The organism is Nocardiopsis sp. CA-288880 (genome assembly GCF_050955985.1).
Taxonomy (GTDB): Bacteria; Actinomycetota; Actinomycetes; order Streptosporangiales; family Streptosporangiaceae; genus Nocardiopsis; species Nocardiopsis tropica.
Genome location: NZ_CP192105.1, coordinates 3,647,233 through 3,661,675, shown reverse-complemented (window position 1 = coordinate 3,661,675; position 14,443 = coordinate 3,647,233). Strand labels below are relative to the sequence as shown.

Sequence of the window (14,443 nt, the reverse complement as noted above, 5' to 3'; positions counted from 1 at the left end):
GCAGGTCACGGCGGCGGCAAGGTCTGACCGCTTCCGGACATCCACCCCCGACGCCCCACCCGTACCACTACGCTCCCCGCGTGGACCTCACCCTCACCGACGCCTGGACCCTCTGGTGGTCCGGGCAGCAACTCACCGAACACAGCATCCACGGCATGTCCGTGCTCTGGGCAGCGCGCACAGGGAAGCTACTCGCGTTCCTCGCGGGCACGACGATCGTCCTCGACATCATCGGGTCCGAGAAGCTCATCGCTTGGAGTAAGAAAGCAGGCGAAAACCCGCGCCTCAAACGCATCGTCGTGTGGACCCTGTTCGTTCTCGGAGCAGGGGTTTCTCTCGTCTTCGAATTCTTCGCGTGGAGGCAAGGTGGCTTCGAATCACCGGTCTATGATCCACGATTGCTGTTCGCTACCGGCCTTGTTGCTTTGCTTCTAGGCACCAGTTCCAGGAGGCTGGCCGGGTGGGTTGGTGCTGCGCTTGCACGAGAAGGCATCGAGAAATGGGTGCGCTGGATTGCCGTCCCACTGTTCTTCCTCGGCTTCGCCCTGGACTACCTGGCGTCGTGAGTCCGCCTCCCCATCGCGGGCCACTGCTCCCCGGGGTCGTTGACCGCCTCGAACCCGGCCCGCTCGAAGAACCGGACGCGCCCCTCCACGTCCTTGCCCTCGTCCGGGAACAGGAACACCCACCGGCAGCCCACGTCCCGCGCCTCGGCTACGAACGCGTCCAGCAGCCCCGTACCGACCCCCTGCCGCCTCCACCCGGCGTCCACCACCAGGGCCAGCACATATCCGTGCGGAGGCGGCACCGGGGCGCCAGGGCCCGTGTACGCACCGTCGAGGACACCCTCGATCCAGCCCACGACCGCGCCGGCGTCCACAGCGACCAGAGCGACGGTGTCCTCGGAGTACTCCTTCGCGCCGAAGCTCGGAGCCGCGGCGGCGACCAGGGCCGCGATGTGTGGGCCGTCCTCAGGCAGGGCAGGGCGGAACAGCATGGAGGCACGGTACCTGGAACCTCAGCCCACGGGCGCGTACCCCCACCGCTCCTCAGAACCTGCGGACGCCCGCAGGCTCACCGCCGGCACACGATGCGGACGCTGCGACCGCACATCGGCCACCGACACCCACGGGCCGCCGTCGTAGGCACGCACGATCACCGAGGTGCGCGACCCCGGGTAGAGGCTGCGGAACACCCTGCCGGTGTAGATGTGGTCGTGCATGGTGCGCTCCGTTCGTAGGGGTGGTCCCATCGTGCTCGGGTCGGGCAGACGGGACCGTCCAATTCCGGACTCTGCGCAGTGGCACCGGTCACACGAAAGGCCCCCGCCGAAGCAGGGGCCGAGGGCATGCGAGTCATGCCGGCGGAGGCATTGGCGTGCTCAACAGCATCACCAGCGGGATCCCGACCAGCGACGCAATCCGGATTCCCGCCTCCACCGGAGACCGATCCTCCGTGCGGAAAGCAACCGGGCTGCGGAACATCCACCAACGCTTGCCGCGGACCACGAAGGGCCATGCCAACGGCACACCCGACTTCGTCAGCCAATCACCCAGCACGTGCGTGAGCGCGCCGACGAATACCGTCAGCCCGAGCAGCCACGCCGGAGGAGCAGCATCCGCCCCCCAGTACGCGTACATGGCCAAAAGGATCGAAACCCCCAGCACGACCTGACGGCGCTGCTTCTGCGTCCCCCAGTCCTTCTTGAGCTTCAGCACCGCCGTGCCCAGCCCCAGCGCGGACATCGACAGCACCAGCAGGGCCGCCCCCAGCGGCAGCAGTGAAAGCCCCAGGGCGACCAGGCCGAACGCCAGACACGCTGGCACGGTGTGTGTGAGGTGACGGTGCCCGCCGTCCTGGGGCTTGCGGAGCTCCACTTCCGTGGCAGTGCGCCGGTACACCTGACGAGAAGTCTCGCGGAGCCTCCCCGAGACGAGCTCGGTGACCGCGCCCAGCGATCGACCTACGCGGGACCGCGGCTCGTCCAAGTCGGGCAGGAGGGCAGCGCCGGCCCCGACGGCTGCACAGACGAACATGAACTCCGGCCTCTGGCCGATCCAGTAGCCGACCATCGCTCCGGTGAAGAGACCGGTCGCAGCATGACTGACACCCATCATGGGGGGCTCCAAGGGGGAGGAGGGGACGCGTCCTGAGGATCTCTCGGACGTGTGACATTGCGTGGGCGGATGGCCACAAGAGGACAAGGCGGGAAAGGTCGATCGCTCAGCTGAGCCCACCGCTCGTCGATGCGCTCAGATGAACGGAGCGCCCGCCGCAACGGGCGCTCCACCCTCTACGGCTGAACCTTCTGCACCGCCGCCCGGTCACGCTTAGCGGTCGGAACCGAAACCGTGTACCCGTGTTCCGCCAGGCGCTCCGCGATCTCCGGACCCGTCATCCCCGGGCTCTCCTCCAGGAACTTCGCCACCAGCTCCTGGCGCTCGGAGGTGAGAACCGAAGCTGCAGACGACGGTGCCGCGGCAGGAGACCTCCGTTGCGTCGCCGCAGCCACGTAGTGGAAAACCTCGGGGCTCAACTCGAACCACTCGCTGCTGCCATGCCGGAATGAGGTGAAGCGGGCATGCAGGGCCCGCTCCAGCTCCGGGCCTCCGGACAGCAGCGCGAGCACGTTCTCGCGGCGCAACGACAGGGCTCGCAGTCGACCGAACAGGTTCGTTGTGAATCCGATCTTCACCCGGCCGCCGTTCGCGATGAAGTACACGACATGGTCGTGGACACCGTCAGGCAGCTCGTCCTTGTCGACGGGCAGCGCGGCGTCGGCAAGCTCGGCGCGCGGTGGCGGGACGATGGTTTCGGTGACGGCGGTTCCGAGACGGTCTCGCAGGACGTCGGGAATGACCGCGAGGGCGATCTCGATCTGGTGTGCGCGGCACAGCGGGGCGGGGGCGATGAGGGTTGCGGGGCGTGGGCAGGGGCGGCCGTCGTCGGTCGCAATGCAGGGGGTGTCGTTCACAGCATCTCCAGTTGTTCGCAAAGGGGCCTCCCAGGGGTGGCGGGAGGGGAGGCGCAAGGGAGGCGCCCGCAGGTCAGGACGGGTGCCTCCCGAGGCGCACTACTCGCCGATCGGCAGCTCGTACCCGAGCTCGGACAGGCGGTCCTTCCACCGGCGGATCGTGCGCGGGTCACGGTCGAGCTTGCGGGAGGCGCCGCGGATCGTCGCCGTCTTCTCCGCCTTCACGTACTTCACGAGCTGCTGGTGGGTCTCCGGGAGCTCCTCGAAGGACACCGACGCACCTTCGGGGGTCAGCGCCTTCACGTCCAGGGGGCGAGTGAATCCGAACCCGCCACCGAACCCGGCCCGGTTCGTGATCCCCGCAGGGGCAGCCTCCGCAACGACCTCCGCCTCAGCCACGCCCGGCTCCAACGCGAACCGCGGCGCCTGCCCGTGGATCGTGCGCAGGTGACGCTCCAGGCGGATGCGCTGCTCGTACACGTCCGCCTCCTCCTGGTCCTCCGCGCGCTGCTGCTCCCCCAAACGCTTGATCTTCGCCAGCGCCTTCTTGTGCTCCGCTTCGGACTCGGCCAGCTCCAGCTCCAGCTCAGCGGCGGCCATCTCCTTCTTGAACTTCGCCAGCCGCTTCTTGTCCGCGACCTTGCGCTGCTCCTCGTGCGTCAGCTCGGTGGACAGCTCCGCCTCCCGGACTGCTTTCTCCTGGAGGCGCTCCGCCTCCACACGCGCCTCCTCAGCGGCGCGGGCCGCCTCCCTCTGCCGGGCCTGAGCCTGCTCCGTGCGGATCTGCACGACCATGCCCCACAGCAGCTTTGACACCAGCGGAGCCGCCGCGAACAACGCCGCGACCGACAGGCCAGCGTGAGCGACGATCGCGGCAGCCGCCAGAAACGCGGTGATCCAGCCGACCTGAATGGCCGGGCGCGCGAACCGCGGCGCCAGCAGGGCGATGAGGACCGACGCGACCATGGCCACGTCGAACAGCACACCAATGGGGAGCGCCACCACATCGGGGACGGGTAGCACCTGAGCGACCGACCAGGCAGCCAGCGGCAGAGCGAGCAGGGTCGGCACCGAGGCGATGGCGACGAGCGCCTTCATGAGCCACGGGGGTGCGTCGTCCACGGCCGCCTCCTCAGCGGGGGCGGCAGGGGGGCGGGACGCCTCCTCCTTGGCGGCGGGCTGCTCCGCGATGGGAGGCGGGGGCGCCTCCCCCGTGGGGGCGGGCGGCGCAGCGGAGGCCTCGGGGGTGTGCCCGGGAGGAGGCGCAGGGGAGGCGGTGGTGCGCTTCATAAGGAGGCGTCGCGTGTGACCAGCAACGACGTCGCGGGCGGTGTGGAATCCTCCGGCGAGACTGGAGCCGCGCAGGCGGGAGATGACCCACCAGGTGGCGCCGACGACAGCAACCGCGATGGCCAGCCACGCCCACCAGGGGATGGACAGGCCCTCCGCGGCCGGATCAGCAATGACATCTGCGAACATGGTGTTGCCCTTCTGGGTGGGTGGCTCGCCTTGGTCTGCCAGGACTTGAGGGGCGGGCCACTCTTCTACTTCTCGGAGTTGTTCAGAGCCCTCTGTGCGCGCTCGAACCAGTCGGCCGAGACGATCACCGCGATGGGCTTGTTGTATCGGTGGATTGCTGTGTTGACTCCCTTGTGGGCGTCGTCGAGCAGGTCGCGGAAGTGCTGTCGGGCCCATCCGCTCTGCACGACTTGAGGGTCTTCTGTCATGCCTCAAGTCTACCCGATTGTCGTACAACATGAACGTGATGTACAGAAGGGAAAGGGAGGTGTGACACCTGTGACGTCACCCCGTCCACACCCCCTCCCCGGGGCCCCAGAACAGCCAGACCCCCACCCCGTGACGGCGCCGTCACGGTGTCACCGCAGGTCAGAGGGTGACGGCCAGTGACACCGTCACGGCTGTGACGGCAGCCGTCACGCCGCCGTCACGCTCAAAGCAGCCTCGATGTCACGCCGATACCAACCCCGCGCGTCCCGCCCGTCGACCTTCAGCGAGTGCACCGGGCACGCCCCCGCAGCCGTCATCCGCGACCGCAGGACGTCCTCGTCCCCGCCCGTGAGCCGCTCCGCGAGCTGAGAGCGGGTCGCCCGGTCCGACCCGGCGTCCGCCATCACCCGCAGGGCACCCACGAGGATGTCGTCGATCGGGGTGTCCTCCACGATCTCCGCGTCCTCGATGCCGTCGTCGCCAGCGACCAGGGCGGGACCGGCGGGCTCCGGCGCGGGGGAGGCAGTGTTGCCGAACGAACCCCACCCAGACGTCCACGTCCCGGACGCCGCGGCCGACACAGGCTCGTCCTCGACGATCTCCGCGTCCTCGGTGAACAACTGGCGCATCCGCTCGTAGCGGGTCGCGTAGTCGTCGCCGGCCACACCCGCGGACGCCTCATCCAGATCCGGGCGCACCTGGGCGATCCGCAGCGCCGCCTGCTCCATGTCGTCGGGGAGAATGTTCCACCCCTGGTAGCGGGTCGGCAGGGCGCCGTCGACACTGATCCACCCGGAGCCCTTCGCCGTCAGGTGCTCCGGCTTCAGCTTGAGCTCCCACGCCGCCTCGAAGACCGCGGCGATCTCCTTCTGCTGGCGGACCTTCATGCAGATCCCCACGCCGGTCTGGGTGGACATCGCGGCGGGAACCAGGTCTCCGGTGCCACGAAGGACGCTGAGGACGAGGTTCACGGCCTCGTTCCTCGCGATCCGCTGAATCTCCTCCAGCTTCGTCGCGAGCTCCACAACCTGCCCCCTCCCTGCCGCGGCCATGGCCTCCGCGCCCTCGTCGAGGATGATCACGATCTCCGGCAGGTCCGCACCGACAGGGAGGAGGTTGGTGTTGTGCTCCTTCTTCCGCTTCCGGTACGCGATCTTGCGGTGCTTCGCGATCTTCACCGCGGCGGTCACCATGCGGATCGCCTCGTCGACGCTCGGGGCGGCCCAGTCGATCGGGCAGCGCTGCACTCGCCCGTCGAGCCACACGTCCACCCACGGCTGCGTCATCCCGCCGCCGTTGAGGTCGATGTGCCAGACGAGCGCGTCGGAGCACATGCCCACGGTCGCGGTGATGCCCCACAGCAACGTGGTCTTGCCAGCGCCCTTCTTGCCGACGACCAGCCACGACTCCTCACGCATTGGCCCTTCGGCGGTGTCGCCGTTGGGGTGGGCGCCGATCGGTACGCCGTCGAGGATGGACCGCTGTTCCTCCCACAGCGGGTGGCCTTCGTCGAGGGACGTCATGACCTGGGTGGGGACCCGCAGAATGACGGTGCGCTGACCCTCACCCTCCGGCTCGATCACCTCGATCGAGCAGCCGTGGGGGAGATTCGCGTCGGCAGCCAGGCCGGGGGCGAGGTAGCGGAGCTGGTCGACGGTCGCGCCGGCCTTGGGCAGGCACACCCGCACGTCCACCCCCAGCCCGTTCTCCCACTTCGTGACGGCCTCCACGACGATCCCGTGGAACTGCTGGCCGCCGCGGTCGATGATCCGCTGCTGCCACTCCGCGGTCTCCTTCGCGGTGGACCCGAGCACCAGACCCCCCGCACGCGCCCCGTCGGGCACGGCGGAGCGCCGCTTCAGCCACGGGCCCATGGACGCTCCGAGCACGGACCCGCCCACGAGCGCCCCGATGCCGAGCGCGGACCACGGGTCGCCGGCGAGCGCCCACGTCATCCACCCGCCGACACCAGCCCACCTGCCCAACGTCGCCATGACCCGTTCCGGTGGGGCCATGCCGCCGGTCACGAGGGAGGAGAGGGCCCCGACAGCGGCGATGCCCACTCCGGCGATGGGGTGCAGGCCGAGCGCGTCCATGGCTGCGGTGGTAGCGGCCACACCGACAGCGGCCGTGATGGCGTTGCCTCCGACGCTGTCGGTGGCGAGTGACCAGGTGGCCATCGGGGGTCTCCTCTCAGATCAGGGGTGGTTTAGGGGACGTTCCACTTGGACTCGTCGCCGCGACGAGCCTCCTGGCGGGCAATGTCAGCGGCGTGCGCCTTGCGCATCAGCGGCTCGATCTCCTCGGCGAGGTCGTACACGGACCCGAGCGCCTCGAACACCTCGCGAATCTTCGCGACAATCGCCGGATTCAGCGGGAAACGCGCGGTCTCCAGCCCATCCGCGTAGGCCTTCACGGCGTGTCCGGTCTGCACGAAAACTTCCGGCCACTGACGGGCGTCCCGCAGCACCTGGTAGGCGTCAGCGGGCTCGTAGCGGGTCATGGCGCCGGCCATGTCGGTGGCGATAGCAGCGGCGGGCAGTCCAGCCATGGTGTTTCCTCCTGTGGGTGTGCTGCTGGTCTTGGTGGTGTTGGGACTGAAGCCGGGCACGTCGCCAGCGGCCACGCGTTCGTCCCACGACCGGGGGTCGACGTTGGCGTCGTACTCGGTGGTGGTGTAGCCGGGCCAAGCAGCCCCGCCCCGGGGGTCGACGTAGCCGGGCCGGGTGTCGGTCGGGTCGGCGTAGAAGGATCCGGGCGCTCCGGGCACCTCGGGGCCGAGCTTGTAGCCGTCGCGGGCGTACCGGGCAGCCGGGGTGTCCGAGGGGGCTGCGGTGTCTGCGGCGTGCTTACCGGTGGGCGTCTTCTTCTTGGATCCTCCGAAGAGGGAAGCGAGCCCGGCCCATGCGGCGACGATGACGCCGACGATCCCGGAGGTGAGCTTGCCGCCGCCCTTCTTACGGATGGCCTTGCTGGCGGCCTTGGAGCGGGCACGGAAGCCCTTCTCCTTGCGGGCAGCCTTGAACGCGCTGGAGGCTCGCTGTCCGGTCTTGCGGTCCGCCCAGGCACCCGCGGCGCGGCCGGCGCGCTTGAGTCGACCTGCGGGCTTGGCGGTGGGGCCGGACGAGCCGCCCCACCTGGTCTTCGACATGCTGCCTCCAGAGGTGCGGGGCGGCTTCGACTTCCCGAAGCCGCCGGTCGGGGGTATGGTCTTGCGCTTCGACGAGGTGGCCCCGGGGGAGCGGCGACCGAACAGGCCACCGCCGCGCGGGGCGGAGCCGCCGCGAGGAGACGAACTCCGAGGGGAGGAGCCGCGAAGACCCCCGCCGCGAGGAGAAGTCCCACGGGATGAGCGGCCCGACGAGCCCGACTTCGGCCCGGCACCCTTGAGCGCCGACGCCCCACCGAGCCCACCCGGCCTACCGCGGCCCGGAGAACCGACGCCACCCGCTCGTGCAGCCGACGGCGAAGAGGCGCGCCCACGCCCACCGGGCAGGCTCGGTGACCCCATCCGGAGCCTCCCGCCCGGGGCGCGGCGGATCGTGCGAGGGCGACGCTCCGAGCGACGACCGCCGCGCTTCCCGCGCTTCTTGCTGTGGCGGTACGCGACGTACCCCACGCCAGCGACACCAGCCGCAGCCGGAGCAGCCAGCCACCCCACGGGGCCGACCACGGACGCGAGCGCGTAGGAGCCGAGCGTCACGGCCCCCAGGCCACCGACGGCGGCCTGACCGACGGGAAAGCCCGACTCCTTCTTCTCCTTGGCCTCCTTCGGGGTCTTCTCCGCAGGCGTCTCAACAGCAGGCGCCGGCGCGGGGGAGGCCTGCTCCTTCGTGGTGTCGGGAGACTCAGTCATCCCAGCCCTCCCTCATGTAGTCCTCAGCTTCGTCAGGTGCGTCGTCGGGGGTGATCTCACCGAGAGCCCCCGCGTAGCTGACCGCGAGTCCCGTGGCGCACAGGCCCGCGATCGCTCCGGTGATGTGGATGACCGCCCAGGGGGTGTCCCGGTGGATCCAGGTGACCCATGCGGCGGTGCAGGTGTAGACGAGGAGCGCGAGGATGCGCATGGGACCCTCCGGGTGGCGTGTCATCATGGGAGAGTCCTCCTCTCGTCTTGCAGGCAGTGGGGGCGTGGCCCGCCCGGTCCTTGGTCGTTCTGGGCGGGCCTTCGGCGTGTCAGATGAGGCCGTCGACCTCGGCGGTCAGAGCGGTGACCAGGGTGCCGATCGCGTCCCCGCCGTCAACGACTAGGCCGATCGCTGCTCCGGCGAGTCCCGCTACCGATTCCGGGTGGCGGAGGATCCAGAGGATGACGGCGACGATGAATCCCCAGGTGATGAGTTGCATCAGGCATCCGCGGATCACGACGCGACCTCCGCCATGTAGAGCTTCTGAACAGCCGCCACGTCCGAGTACGGGAGCTTGACGATCGTGTCCGTCATGTCAGACCAGAGGCTGACCCGCTTCGGGATGGTCTCGAAGATGTCCACCCACACCGGCTCCAGACCCGGGGACGCCTGCCACTCCGCCTCGGTCACGTACCCGTGCGCGTAGGCCACGGTCCGCTCCGCGAGGGCCTGGATCTCCTCGGCCGTGTACCAGTCGGCACCGCGCGTCTCGCGCTCGGACGGGGTCAGCTCGCCCGTCCACTTCGTGGCGCCGAACACCATCCACTCGTGGCCCAGCGACGCGGCGGGGATGCGGCGGCACCTGTTCTCGATGGCGCGGGCGTAGATGAGTGCCAGATCCTCCGGCCACACCGTCAGGCCGACCTCTTCCTGCGTCTCGACGACGGCGGCACCGAGGTGGGTGAGGGTCGGGATCTCGTCGGTGACGTGACCCGCGATCGGGGCGACGCCGGACGGGGCGAGGTTGCGGGTGATCATCAGGATGCGGCCGTCGCTGTCGCGGAGGACGACGCCGACCGAATTTCCATCGCACTGCTTCATGAGAGCTCCTTCTGAGGTGAGGTGGATCAGTACCGGGCGGCGGCGCGTGCGACCTGGCGGGGCGACGAACCCGCAGCCAGGCGCATCCTCGTGCTGATCCCGTACTGGTCGCGCAGCCCCCAGCCGTCGAGGTGGTGCCAGGTCAGGGCCTGCCCGTCGGGGAGCGAGATGGCCCCGCCGGGGCCGGTCTCCGCGACCTCCAGGTAGGCGGAGAGTGCGACGGCGGCGTCGGAGATCTCCAGGTCGTCCTCGGGGATGTGGGGCGTGGCCTCCCAGGCCCAGGAGTTCTCGCTGTTGCGGATGGCGATCTCGACAGATCGGATGTAGCTGTCAACGGTGGTGGCGGTCATGCTGAGCTCCTTCTCGTGTGGTCGTGCTGGTCCCCGAGCCGCCCGGGTCGTGCCGGGCGGCAGAGGGAGAGCACGACTACAGGGCGTCGGGTTCCAGCGAGAAGAAGACGGTGGTCGGCTGCCCCGTGAACGGCAGGCCCTTGCTACGGGCGTCCGCGACCATGTCCGCGCGGAGCTGCTGGAAGGCCTCGTATCGGCTCGACCCAGAAGCGAGGGTGATGACGCCCGTGGCCTCAGCAACGATGTGGTCCATGCCGCCCATGGCGAACTGCATCGTGAGGATGTACGTGTACCTCATCGCCGGGCCTCCTCGACCTCGGCGACCGCGCGCTCGTTCAGGGTGACCACCGGGCGGCGGAAGGTCGCGAGGGTGACGACGAAGGCGATGGCGAGGGCGACAAGCGCGCACACCTCGACGGGGGAGAGGGAGAAAAGCGCGAGGCGAAAAGCCTCAAGCGCGGGGGAGACGCCAGGGGCGTCGAAGGATATGCTGTTCACAAGCTCGACTCCTGCTCAGATCAGGTGATCGGGTAGCCCCTGAGGTGGTGTTCGAGACCACCTCGGGGGCTTCTTCAGTTCTGGGGTCAGACCCGCTCCATCTGGAGTGGATCTGGTGTGGCCTACACGGGCGAGCGGGGGTCCGCTGCGCTCCACGGGGGCCTACATGGGCCCCTGAACTGGGATTTTGCTGATCAGCTGGGAAGAGTCGAAGCTCGATTAAAGGGCGGTGCTGATGCCGTGGTCGCGCAGGCTGGTGTCCAGGGCGGCGGCCAGGCCGTTGACGACGGTGTCCAGGGGGATGCCGCGGCTGGTGTGGGCCTGGGGGTCGAAGAAGATCTCGGCGTGGCGCACGCCTTGGGCTGCGGCGCGGGTGAGGTAGGCGTTGGCCAGGTCGGTGAAGTCGGCTTCGGTGCGCAGGACGTCCATGAGCTCGTAGTAGAGGTTCAGGAAGGACTGCAGGTCGGTGAAGGAGTAGGCGGCGCGCAGGTCCTGGACGGTGGGGTGGGGCAGGGTGATGCCGTTGCGGTGGGCGAGGGTGAAGGCGAGTTCGGGTTCGAGGGTGCCTTCGATGTGGAGGTGGAGTTCGGCTTTGGGCAGGGCCATGGCGGGGTGCTCTCTGGTGGCGGGTGTGGTGGTGTGTGGTCATTGTGGCTGATGGGTGGGGGTGGGTGGGTCGTGTGCGGGGGCGTTGTGGCCCACACCGGGCGGGGCGGGTGTGGGCGTTGTGGGTCGGTTTCGGTGCGCCGGGCGGGTGGTGGGTAGGTTCCGGGGGGTTGGTGGTCCCCTCCTGGAAGGTGGCGGTGTATGGGAATCGATGTGGGCGCGGTGCGGGCGGACACCCCGGCGGTCGCGGAGCTGGTGCACCTGAACAACGCGGGTTCGTCGTTGCCGCCGGCTCCGGTGGTGGAGGCGGTGGTGGGGCACCTGCGGTTGGAGGCGCGGGTGGGGGGCTATGAGGCGGCCGAGCGCGCGGAGGGGCTGGTGGAGGGGTTCTACACGGCGGTGGCGCGGATGCTGGGGGCGCGGCCGGAGGAGGTGGCGTTCGTGGAGAGTGCGACGCGGGCGTGGGAGGCGGGGTTCGGGGCGGTGCGCCTGCAGGCGGGGGACCGGGTGCTGACGACCACGAGCGAGTACCCCAGTAACGCGTTGGGGCTGGTCAAGGCGGCCCGTGAGCGGGGTGTGCGGGTGGAGGTGGTTGCGGACGGCCCGGAGGGGGTGGTGGACCTGGGGGCGTTGGAGCGGGAGTTGGGGCGTGGCGGGGTGCGGTTGGTGGCGTTGAACCACATGCCCACGCACAACGGGTTGGTCAACCCGGTGCAGGAGGTGGGGGCGTTGTGCCGGGCGGCGGGGGCGGTGTTCCTGTTGGATGCGTGCCAGTCGGTGGGGCAGTGGGATCTGGATGTGGAGCGGTTGGGGTGCGACCTGTTGACGGGGACGGGGCGCAAGTTCCTGCGGGGGCCGCGGGGGACGGGTTTTCTGTACGCGCGTGCGGGTGCGGACCTGGTGGAGCCGGCGGTGGTGGATGTGTCCTCGGCGCACTGGGTGGGGGAGGGCGAGTACCGGGTGCGTGCCGATGCGCGTCGTTTTGAGAGTTTTGAGCGCAGTGTGGCGGGTCAGATCGGTTTGGGTGTGGCGGTGGACTACGCGGTGGCGCTGGGGTTGGAGCGGGTCCGGGAGCGGGTGGGGGCTCTGGCGGAGTACGCGCGGGAGCGGTTGGGGCAGGTGGCGGGGGTGCGGGTGCTGGACCGGGGTCCGGTGCGGTCGGGGATCGTGACGTTCGCGGTGCGGGGGGTGCCGGCCGAGCACGTGCGGGCGCACCTGGTGGGGGCCGGGGTGAACGTGAGTGTGGCGCGGGTGTGGAACCAGGTGTGGGAGCCGCGGGAGGGGGTGGACGAGGCGGTGCGGGCCTCGGTGCACTACTTCAACACCGAGGAGGAGGTGGAGGTGTTGGTGCGGGAGGTGAAGGAGCGCCAGGGGCGGGGGTGAGCCCGCGGGGCGGGGCGCCTCGGGCGGCGCCCCGCCGGTCGGTGGGCCGCTAGGGGGCGAGCCGGTCGGTGGCGGCGCGGGTCGCCGCTTTGAGGGTGGTGGTGCCCGCTCCGTGTCCGGCCTCCTCGACCACCGTCAGGTCGGCGTCGGTCCAGGTGCGCGAGAGCCGGTAGGCGATGTCGGCGGGGCCGCTGATGTCCATGCGCCCGTGGATCATGGCCCCGGGTGTGCCCGCCAGGCGGTGGGCGTCGCGTTGGAGCTGCCCGTCGGGGAGGAAGGCGGCGTGGGACCAGTAGTGGGTGACCAGGCGGGCGAAGGTCATGCGGAAGGCGGGGTCGGTGAAGGCGGGGTGGGGGGTGTGGCCGGGGGCGGTGGAGACGTGGACGTCCTCCCAGCGGCACCAGGCGCGGGCGGCGTCGAAGCGTACCTGCGGGTCGGGGTGGGCCAGGCGGTGTGCGTAGGCGGTGGACAGGTCGTGGGGGTCGGCGCCGGGTCCGGCGCCGTGGCGGAAGAGTTCCCATTCCTCGGGGAAGACGCGGCCCATGGCGTGGGTGAGCCAGTGGACCTCGGCGGCGGTGGTGGTGGTGAGCGCGGTCAGGATCAGGGCGCTGACGTGTTCGGGGTGGGCCTGGGCGTAGGCCAGGCCCAGGGTGCAGCCCCAGGACAGGCCCAGGACGTGCCAGGTGGTGAGGCGGTGGTGGGTGCGCAGGGCTTCGATGTCGTGGAGGAGGTGGTGGGTGGTGTTGGTGCTCAGGTCGGTGCTGGTGTGGCGGGCGTTGGGGGTGGAGCGTCCGCTGCCGCGCTGGTCGAGCATGATGACGCGGTAGCGGTCGGTGTCGAAGAAGTCGGTGTAGGCGGGGTGGCAGCCGCTGCCGGGGCCGCCGTGCAGGACCAGGGCGGGGTGGCCGCGGGGGTTGCCGTACTCGTGCCAGTACAGGTGGTGTCCGTCGGCGGTGGGGAGTAGGCCCTGGGTGTGGGGGGTGGGGGCGCTCATGGGGGTCTCCGTGGTCGCAGGGGCGGGCCGGGGACTCTACTGCAGGGCGGTGCGGGGTTGACCGTGCCCTGGGGGCAGGTGCGTCGCCGTCGGGGTGTCGGGGGTGGGTGGATCTGGTCTCGCGGCGGGCGGATCCGCCCGTGTGGTTGCGGGGGGTCGGTGGTCCCCGGCTTGCGTCTCTACCGACTGGTCGGTAGGGTCGTGGGTGCGGGTCGGCGCCCCGGTCCGCACCGCCGTCCACCAGCGAGGAGCCCACCATGACCGGCGACACCCGGACCAGGGCCATGTCCGTCTACGCCGCCCACTTCGCCGCCCGCGGCTACCGCGGCACCTCGCTGGAGGCCGTGGCCACCGAGGTCGGCGTGCGCAAGCCCACGCTCTACCACCACTTCCCCGGCGGCAAGGAGACCCTGCACAAGCTCGTGGCCCTGGACTTCATCGACAGGCGCGGCCGCAGCCTGCGGGAGTCGCTGGCCGCCCCGGGCGGGCTCGCCGCCCAGCTGCGGGCCGTCATCGTCGGCGCCGTGGCCGACCCCACGGGGGCCACCTCCTCCTTCGAGCAGCACCTGTTCGACTCCCTGGGCCAGCTGGAGGGGGATGCGGAGAAGGAGCTGCGCGAGGCGTACGTGGGCGGGCTGCTGGAGCCGGTGACGGAGCGCCTGGCGCGGGCGGTGGCCGAGGGCGAGCTCGCCGAGCGGGACCCGGCTCTGCTGTGCAACGCCTTCCTGCACCTGGCCAGGGCGGTGGACATGGCGCCGGGTTCCCCCGAGGAGGCGGCCGCCGCCCTGGTGTCGCTGTTCCTGGACGGGGCCCGCGCGGCCTGAGCGCACGCCGGCCACCCGTGCGCGGGGCCGGGCCCCGCCTGCCCGCGCGGGGGCGGCCCCGGGTGGGGCGTTCCCGCTGGTTCTCGCGCCGAGGGGGCGCGGGGCCCCCGTGGCCCCGCGCCCCCTCGGTCGTGTCG

General features: G+C 70.4%; 18 protein-coding genes and 1 pseudogene. 3 read left to right on the top strand and 16 right to left on the bottom strand.

Features of this window, described 5'->3' with window-relative positions; all coding sequences use genetic code 11:
• Window positions 1-80: 80 nt before the first annotated feature.
• The gene (locus ACQPYD_RS15845) at window positions 81-566 is read left to right on the top strand and encodes a hypothetical protein (RefSeq protein WP_433701740.1); all 486 of its coding nucleotides are present in this window, start codon (window positions 81-83) and stop codon (window positions 564-566) included.
• On the opposite strand, the gene ACQPYD_RS15840 is transcribed toward ACQPYD_RS15845, so the two are convergent.
• The 15 genes and pseudogenes from ACQPYD_RS15840 to ACQPYD_RS15770 all read right to left on the bottom strand — a co-directional run.
• Window positions 551-997 (bottom strand): N-acetyltransferase family protein, encoded by a 447-nt coding sequence (locus ACQPYD_RS15840; protein WP_433701739.1) that lies wholly within the window; start codon window positions 995-997, stop codon window positions 551-553. The genes ACQPYD_RS15845 and ACQPYD_RS15840 overlap by 16 nt on opposite strands.
• A 21-nt stretch (window positions 998-1,018) precedes the next feature.
• On the bottom strand, window positions 1,019-1,222 hold the full coding sequence (locus tag ACQPYD_RS15835) for a hypothetical protein (RefSeq protein WP_433701738.1): 204 nt from the start codon (window positions 1,220-1,222) through the stop codon (window positions 1,019-1,021).
• 133 nt (window positions 1,223-1,355) lie between these two features.
• A complete protein-coding gene (locus ACQPYD_RS15830; protein WP_433701737.1) occupies window positions 1,356-2,117 on the bottom strand; it encodes a metal-dependent hydrolase in 762 nt (253 codons plus the stop codon).
• A 176-nt stretch (window positions 2,118-2,293) separates the two neighbouring features.
• Window positions 2,294-2,974, bottom strand: coding sequence for a GIY-YIG nuclease family protein (locus ACQPYD_RS15825; RefSeq protein WP_433701736.1), 681 nt, complete (start codon window positions 2,972-2,974; stop codon window positions 2,294-2,296).
• A 99-nt stretch (window positions 2,975-3,073) separates the two neighbouring features.
• Complete coding sequence (locus ACQPYD_RS15820) at window positions 3,074-4,453, bottom strand: hypothetical protein (protein ID WP_433701735.1); 1,380 nt, start codon at window positions 4,451-4,453, stop codon at window positions 3,074-3,076.
• A 65-nt stretch (window positions 4,454-4,518) separates the two neighbouring features.
• Window positions 4,519-4,701 carry a type II toxin-antitoxin system Phd/YefM family antitoxin gene (locus tag ACQPYD_RS15815; RefSeq protein WP_433701734.1) on the bottom strand — a complete coding sequence of 61 codons (183 nt, stop codon included), beginning with the start codon at window positions 4,699-4,701 and terminating at the stop codon, window positions 4,519-4,521.
• A gap of 207 nt (window positions 4,702-4,908) precedes the next feature.
• The gene (locus tag ACQPYD_RS15810) at window positions 4,909-6,882 is read right to left on the bottom strand and encodes a hypothetical protein (RefSeq protein ID WP_433701733.1); all 1,974 of its coding nucleotides are present in this window, start codon (window positions 6,880-6,882) and stop codon (window positions 4,909-4,911) included.
• Window positions 6,883-6,911: 29 nt separating this feature from the next.
• Window positions 6,912-7,853, bottom strand: coding sequence for a hypothetical protein (locus ACQPYD_RS15805; RefSeq protein WP_433701732.1), 942 nt, complete (start codon window positions 7,851-7,853; stop codon window positions 6,912-6,914).
• A 697-nt stretch (window positions 7,854-8,550) separates the two neighbouring features.
• Window positions 8,551-8,796, bottom strand: coding sequence for a hypothetical protein (locus ACQPYD_RS15800; RefSeq protein ID WP_402921211.1), 246 nt, complete (start codon window positions 8,794-8,796; stop codon window positions 8,551-8,553).
• Between the two features lie 82 nt (window positions 8,797-8,878).
• Complete coding sequence (locus ACQPYD_RS15795; protein WP_344175704.1) at window positions 8,879-9,049, bottom strand: hypothetical protein; 171 nt, start codon at window positions 9,047-9,049, stop codon at window positions 8,879-8,881.
• 14 nt (window positions 9,050-9,063) lie between these two features.
• Window positions 9,064-9,651, bottom strand: a complete 588-nt coding sequence (locus ACQPYD_RS15790) for an NUDIX hydrolase (RefSeq protein ID WP_433701731.1) — start codon at window positions 9,649-9,651, stop codon at window positions 9,064-9,066.
• 26 nt (window positions 9,652-9,677) lie between these two features.
• On the bottom strand, window positions 9,678-10,001 hold the full coding sequence (locus ACQPYD_RS15785; RefSeq protein ID WP_433701730.1) for a hypothetical protein: 324 nt from the start codon (window positions 9,999-10,001) through the stop codon (window positions 9,678-9,680).
• Between the two features lie 76 nt (window positions 10,002-10,077).
• Entirely contained in the window at window positions 10,078-10,299 is a 222-nt protein-coding gene (locus ACQPYD_RS15780) for a hypothetical protein (protein ID WP_433701729.1), read from the bottom strand.
• Window positions 10,296-10,499 carry a hypothetical protein gene (locus ACQPYD_RS15775; protein ID WP_433701728.1) on the bottom strand — a complete coding sequence of 68 codons (204 nt, stop codon included), beginning with the start codon at window positions 10,497-10,499 and terminating at the stop codon, window positions 10,296-10,298. Before ACQPYD_RS15775 ends, ACQPYD_RS15780 begins: the two co-directional genes overlap by 4 nt.
• A 222-nt stretch (window positions 10,500-10,721) precedes the next feature.
• Window positions 10,722-11,105: pseudogene (locus tag ACQPYD_RS15770) on the bottom strand (adenosine deaminase family protein); the annotation flags it as partial.
• Window positions 11,106-11,306: 201 nt separating this feature from the next.
• Between ACQPYD_RS15770 and ACQPYD_RS15765 the strand changes: the two are divergent.
• Entirely contained in the window at window positions 11,307-12,488 is a 1,182-nt protein-coding gene (locus ACQPYD_RS15765; protein ID WP_433701727.1) for an aminotransferase class V-fold PLP-dependent enzyme, read from the top strand.
• Window positions 12,489-12,537: 49 nt separating this feature from the next.
• Here ACQPYD_RS15765 and pip read toward each other — a convergent pair whose 3' ends face one another.
• Window positions 12,538-13,482: a prolyl aminopeptidase gene (gene pip / locus ACQPYD_RS15760; protein ID WP_433701726.1), complete on the bottom strand. Its 945-nt coding sequence runs from the start codon at window positions 13,480-13,482 to the stop codon at window positions 12,538-12,540.
• Window positions 13,483-13,739: 257 nt separating this feature from the next.
• On the opposite strand from pip, the gene ACQPYD_RS15755 reads away from it, so the two are divergent.
• On the top strand, window positions 13,740-14,306 hold the full coding sequence (locus tag ACQPYD_RS15755) for a TetR/AcrR family transcriptional regulator (protein ID WP_433701724.1): 567 nt from the start codon (window positions 13,740-13,742) through the stop codon (window positions 14,304-14,306).
• Window positions 14,307-14,443: the final 137 nt, after the last annotated feature.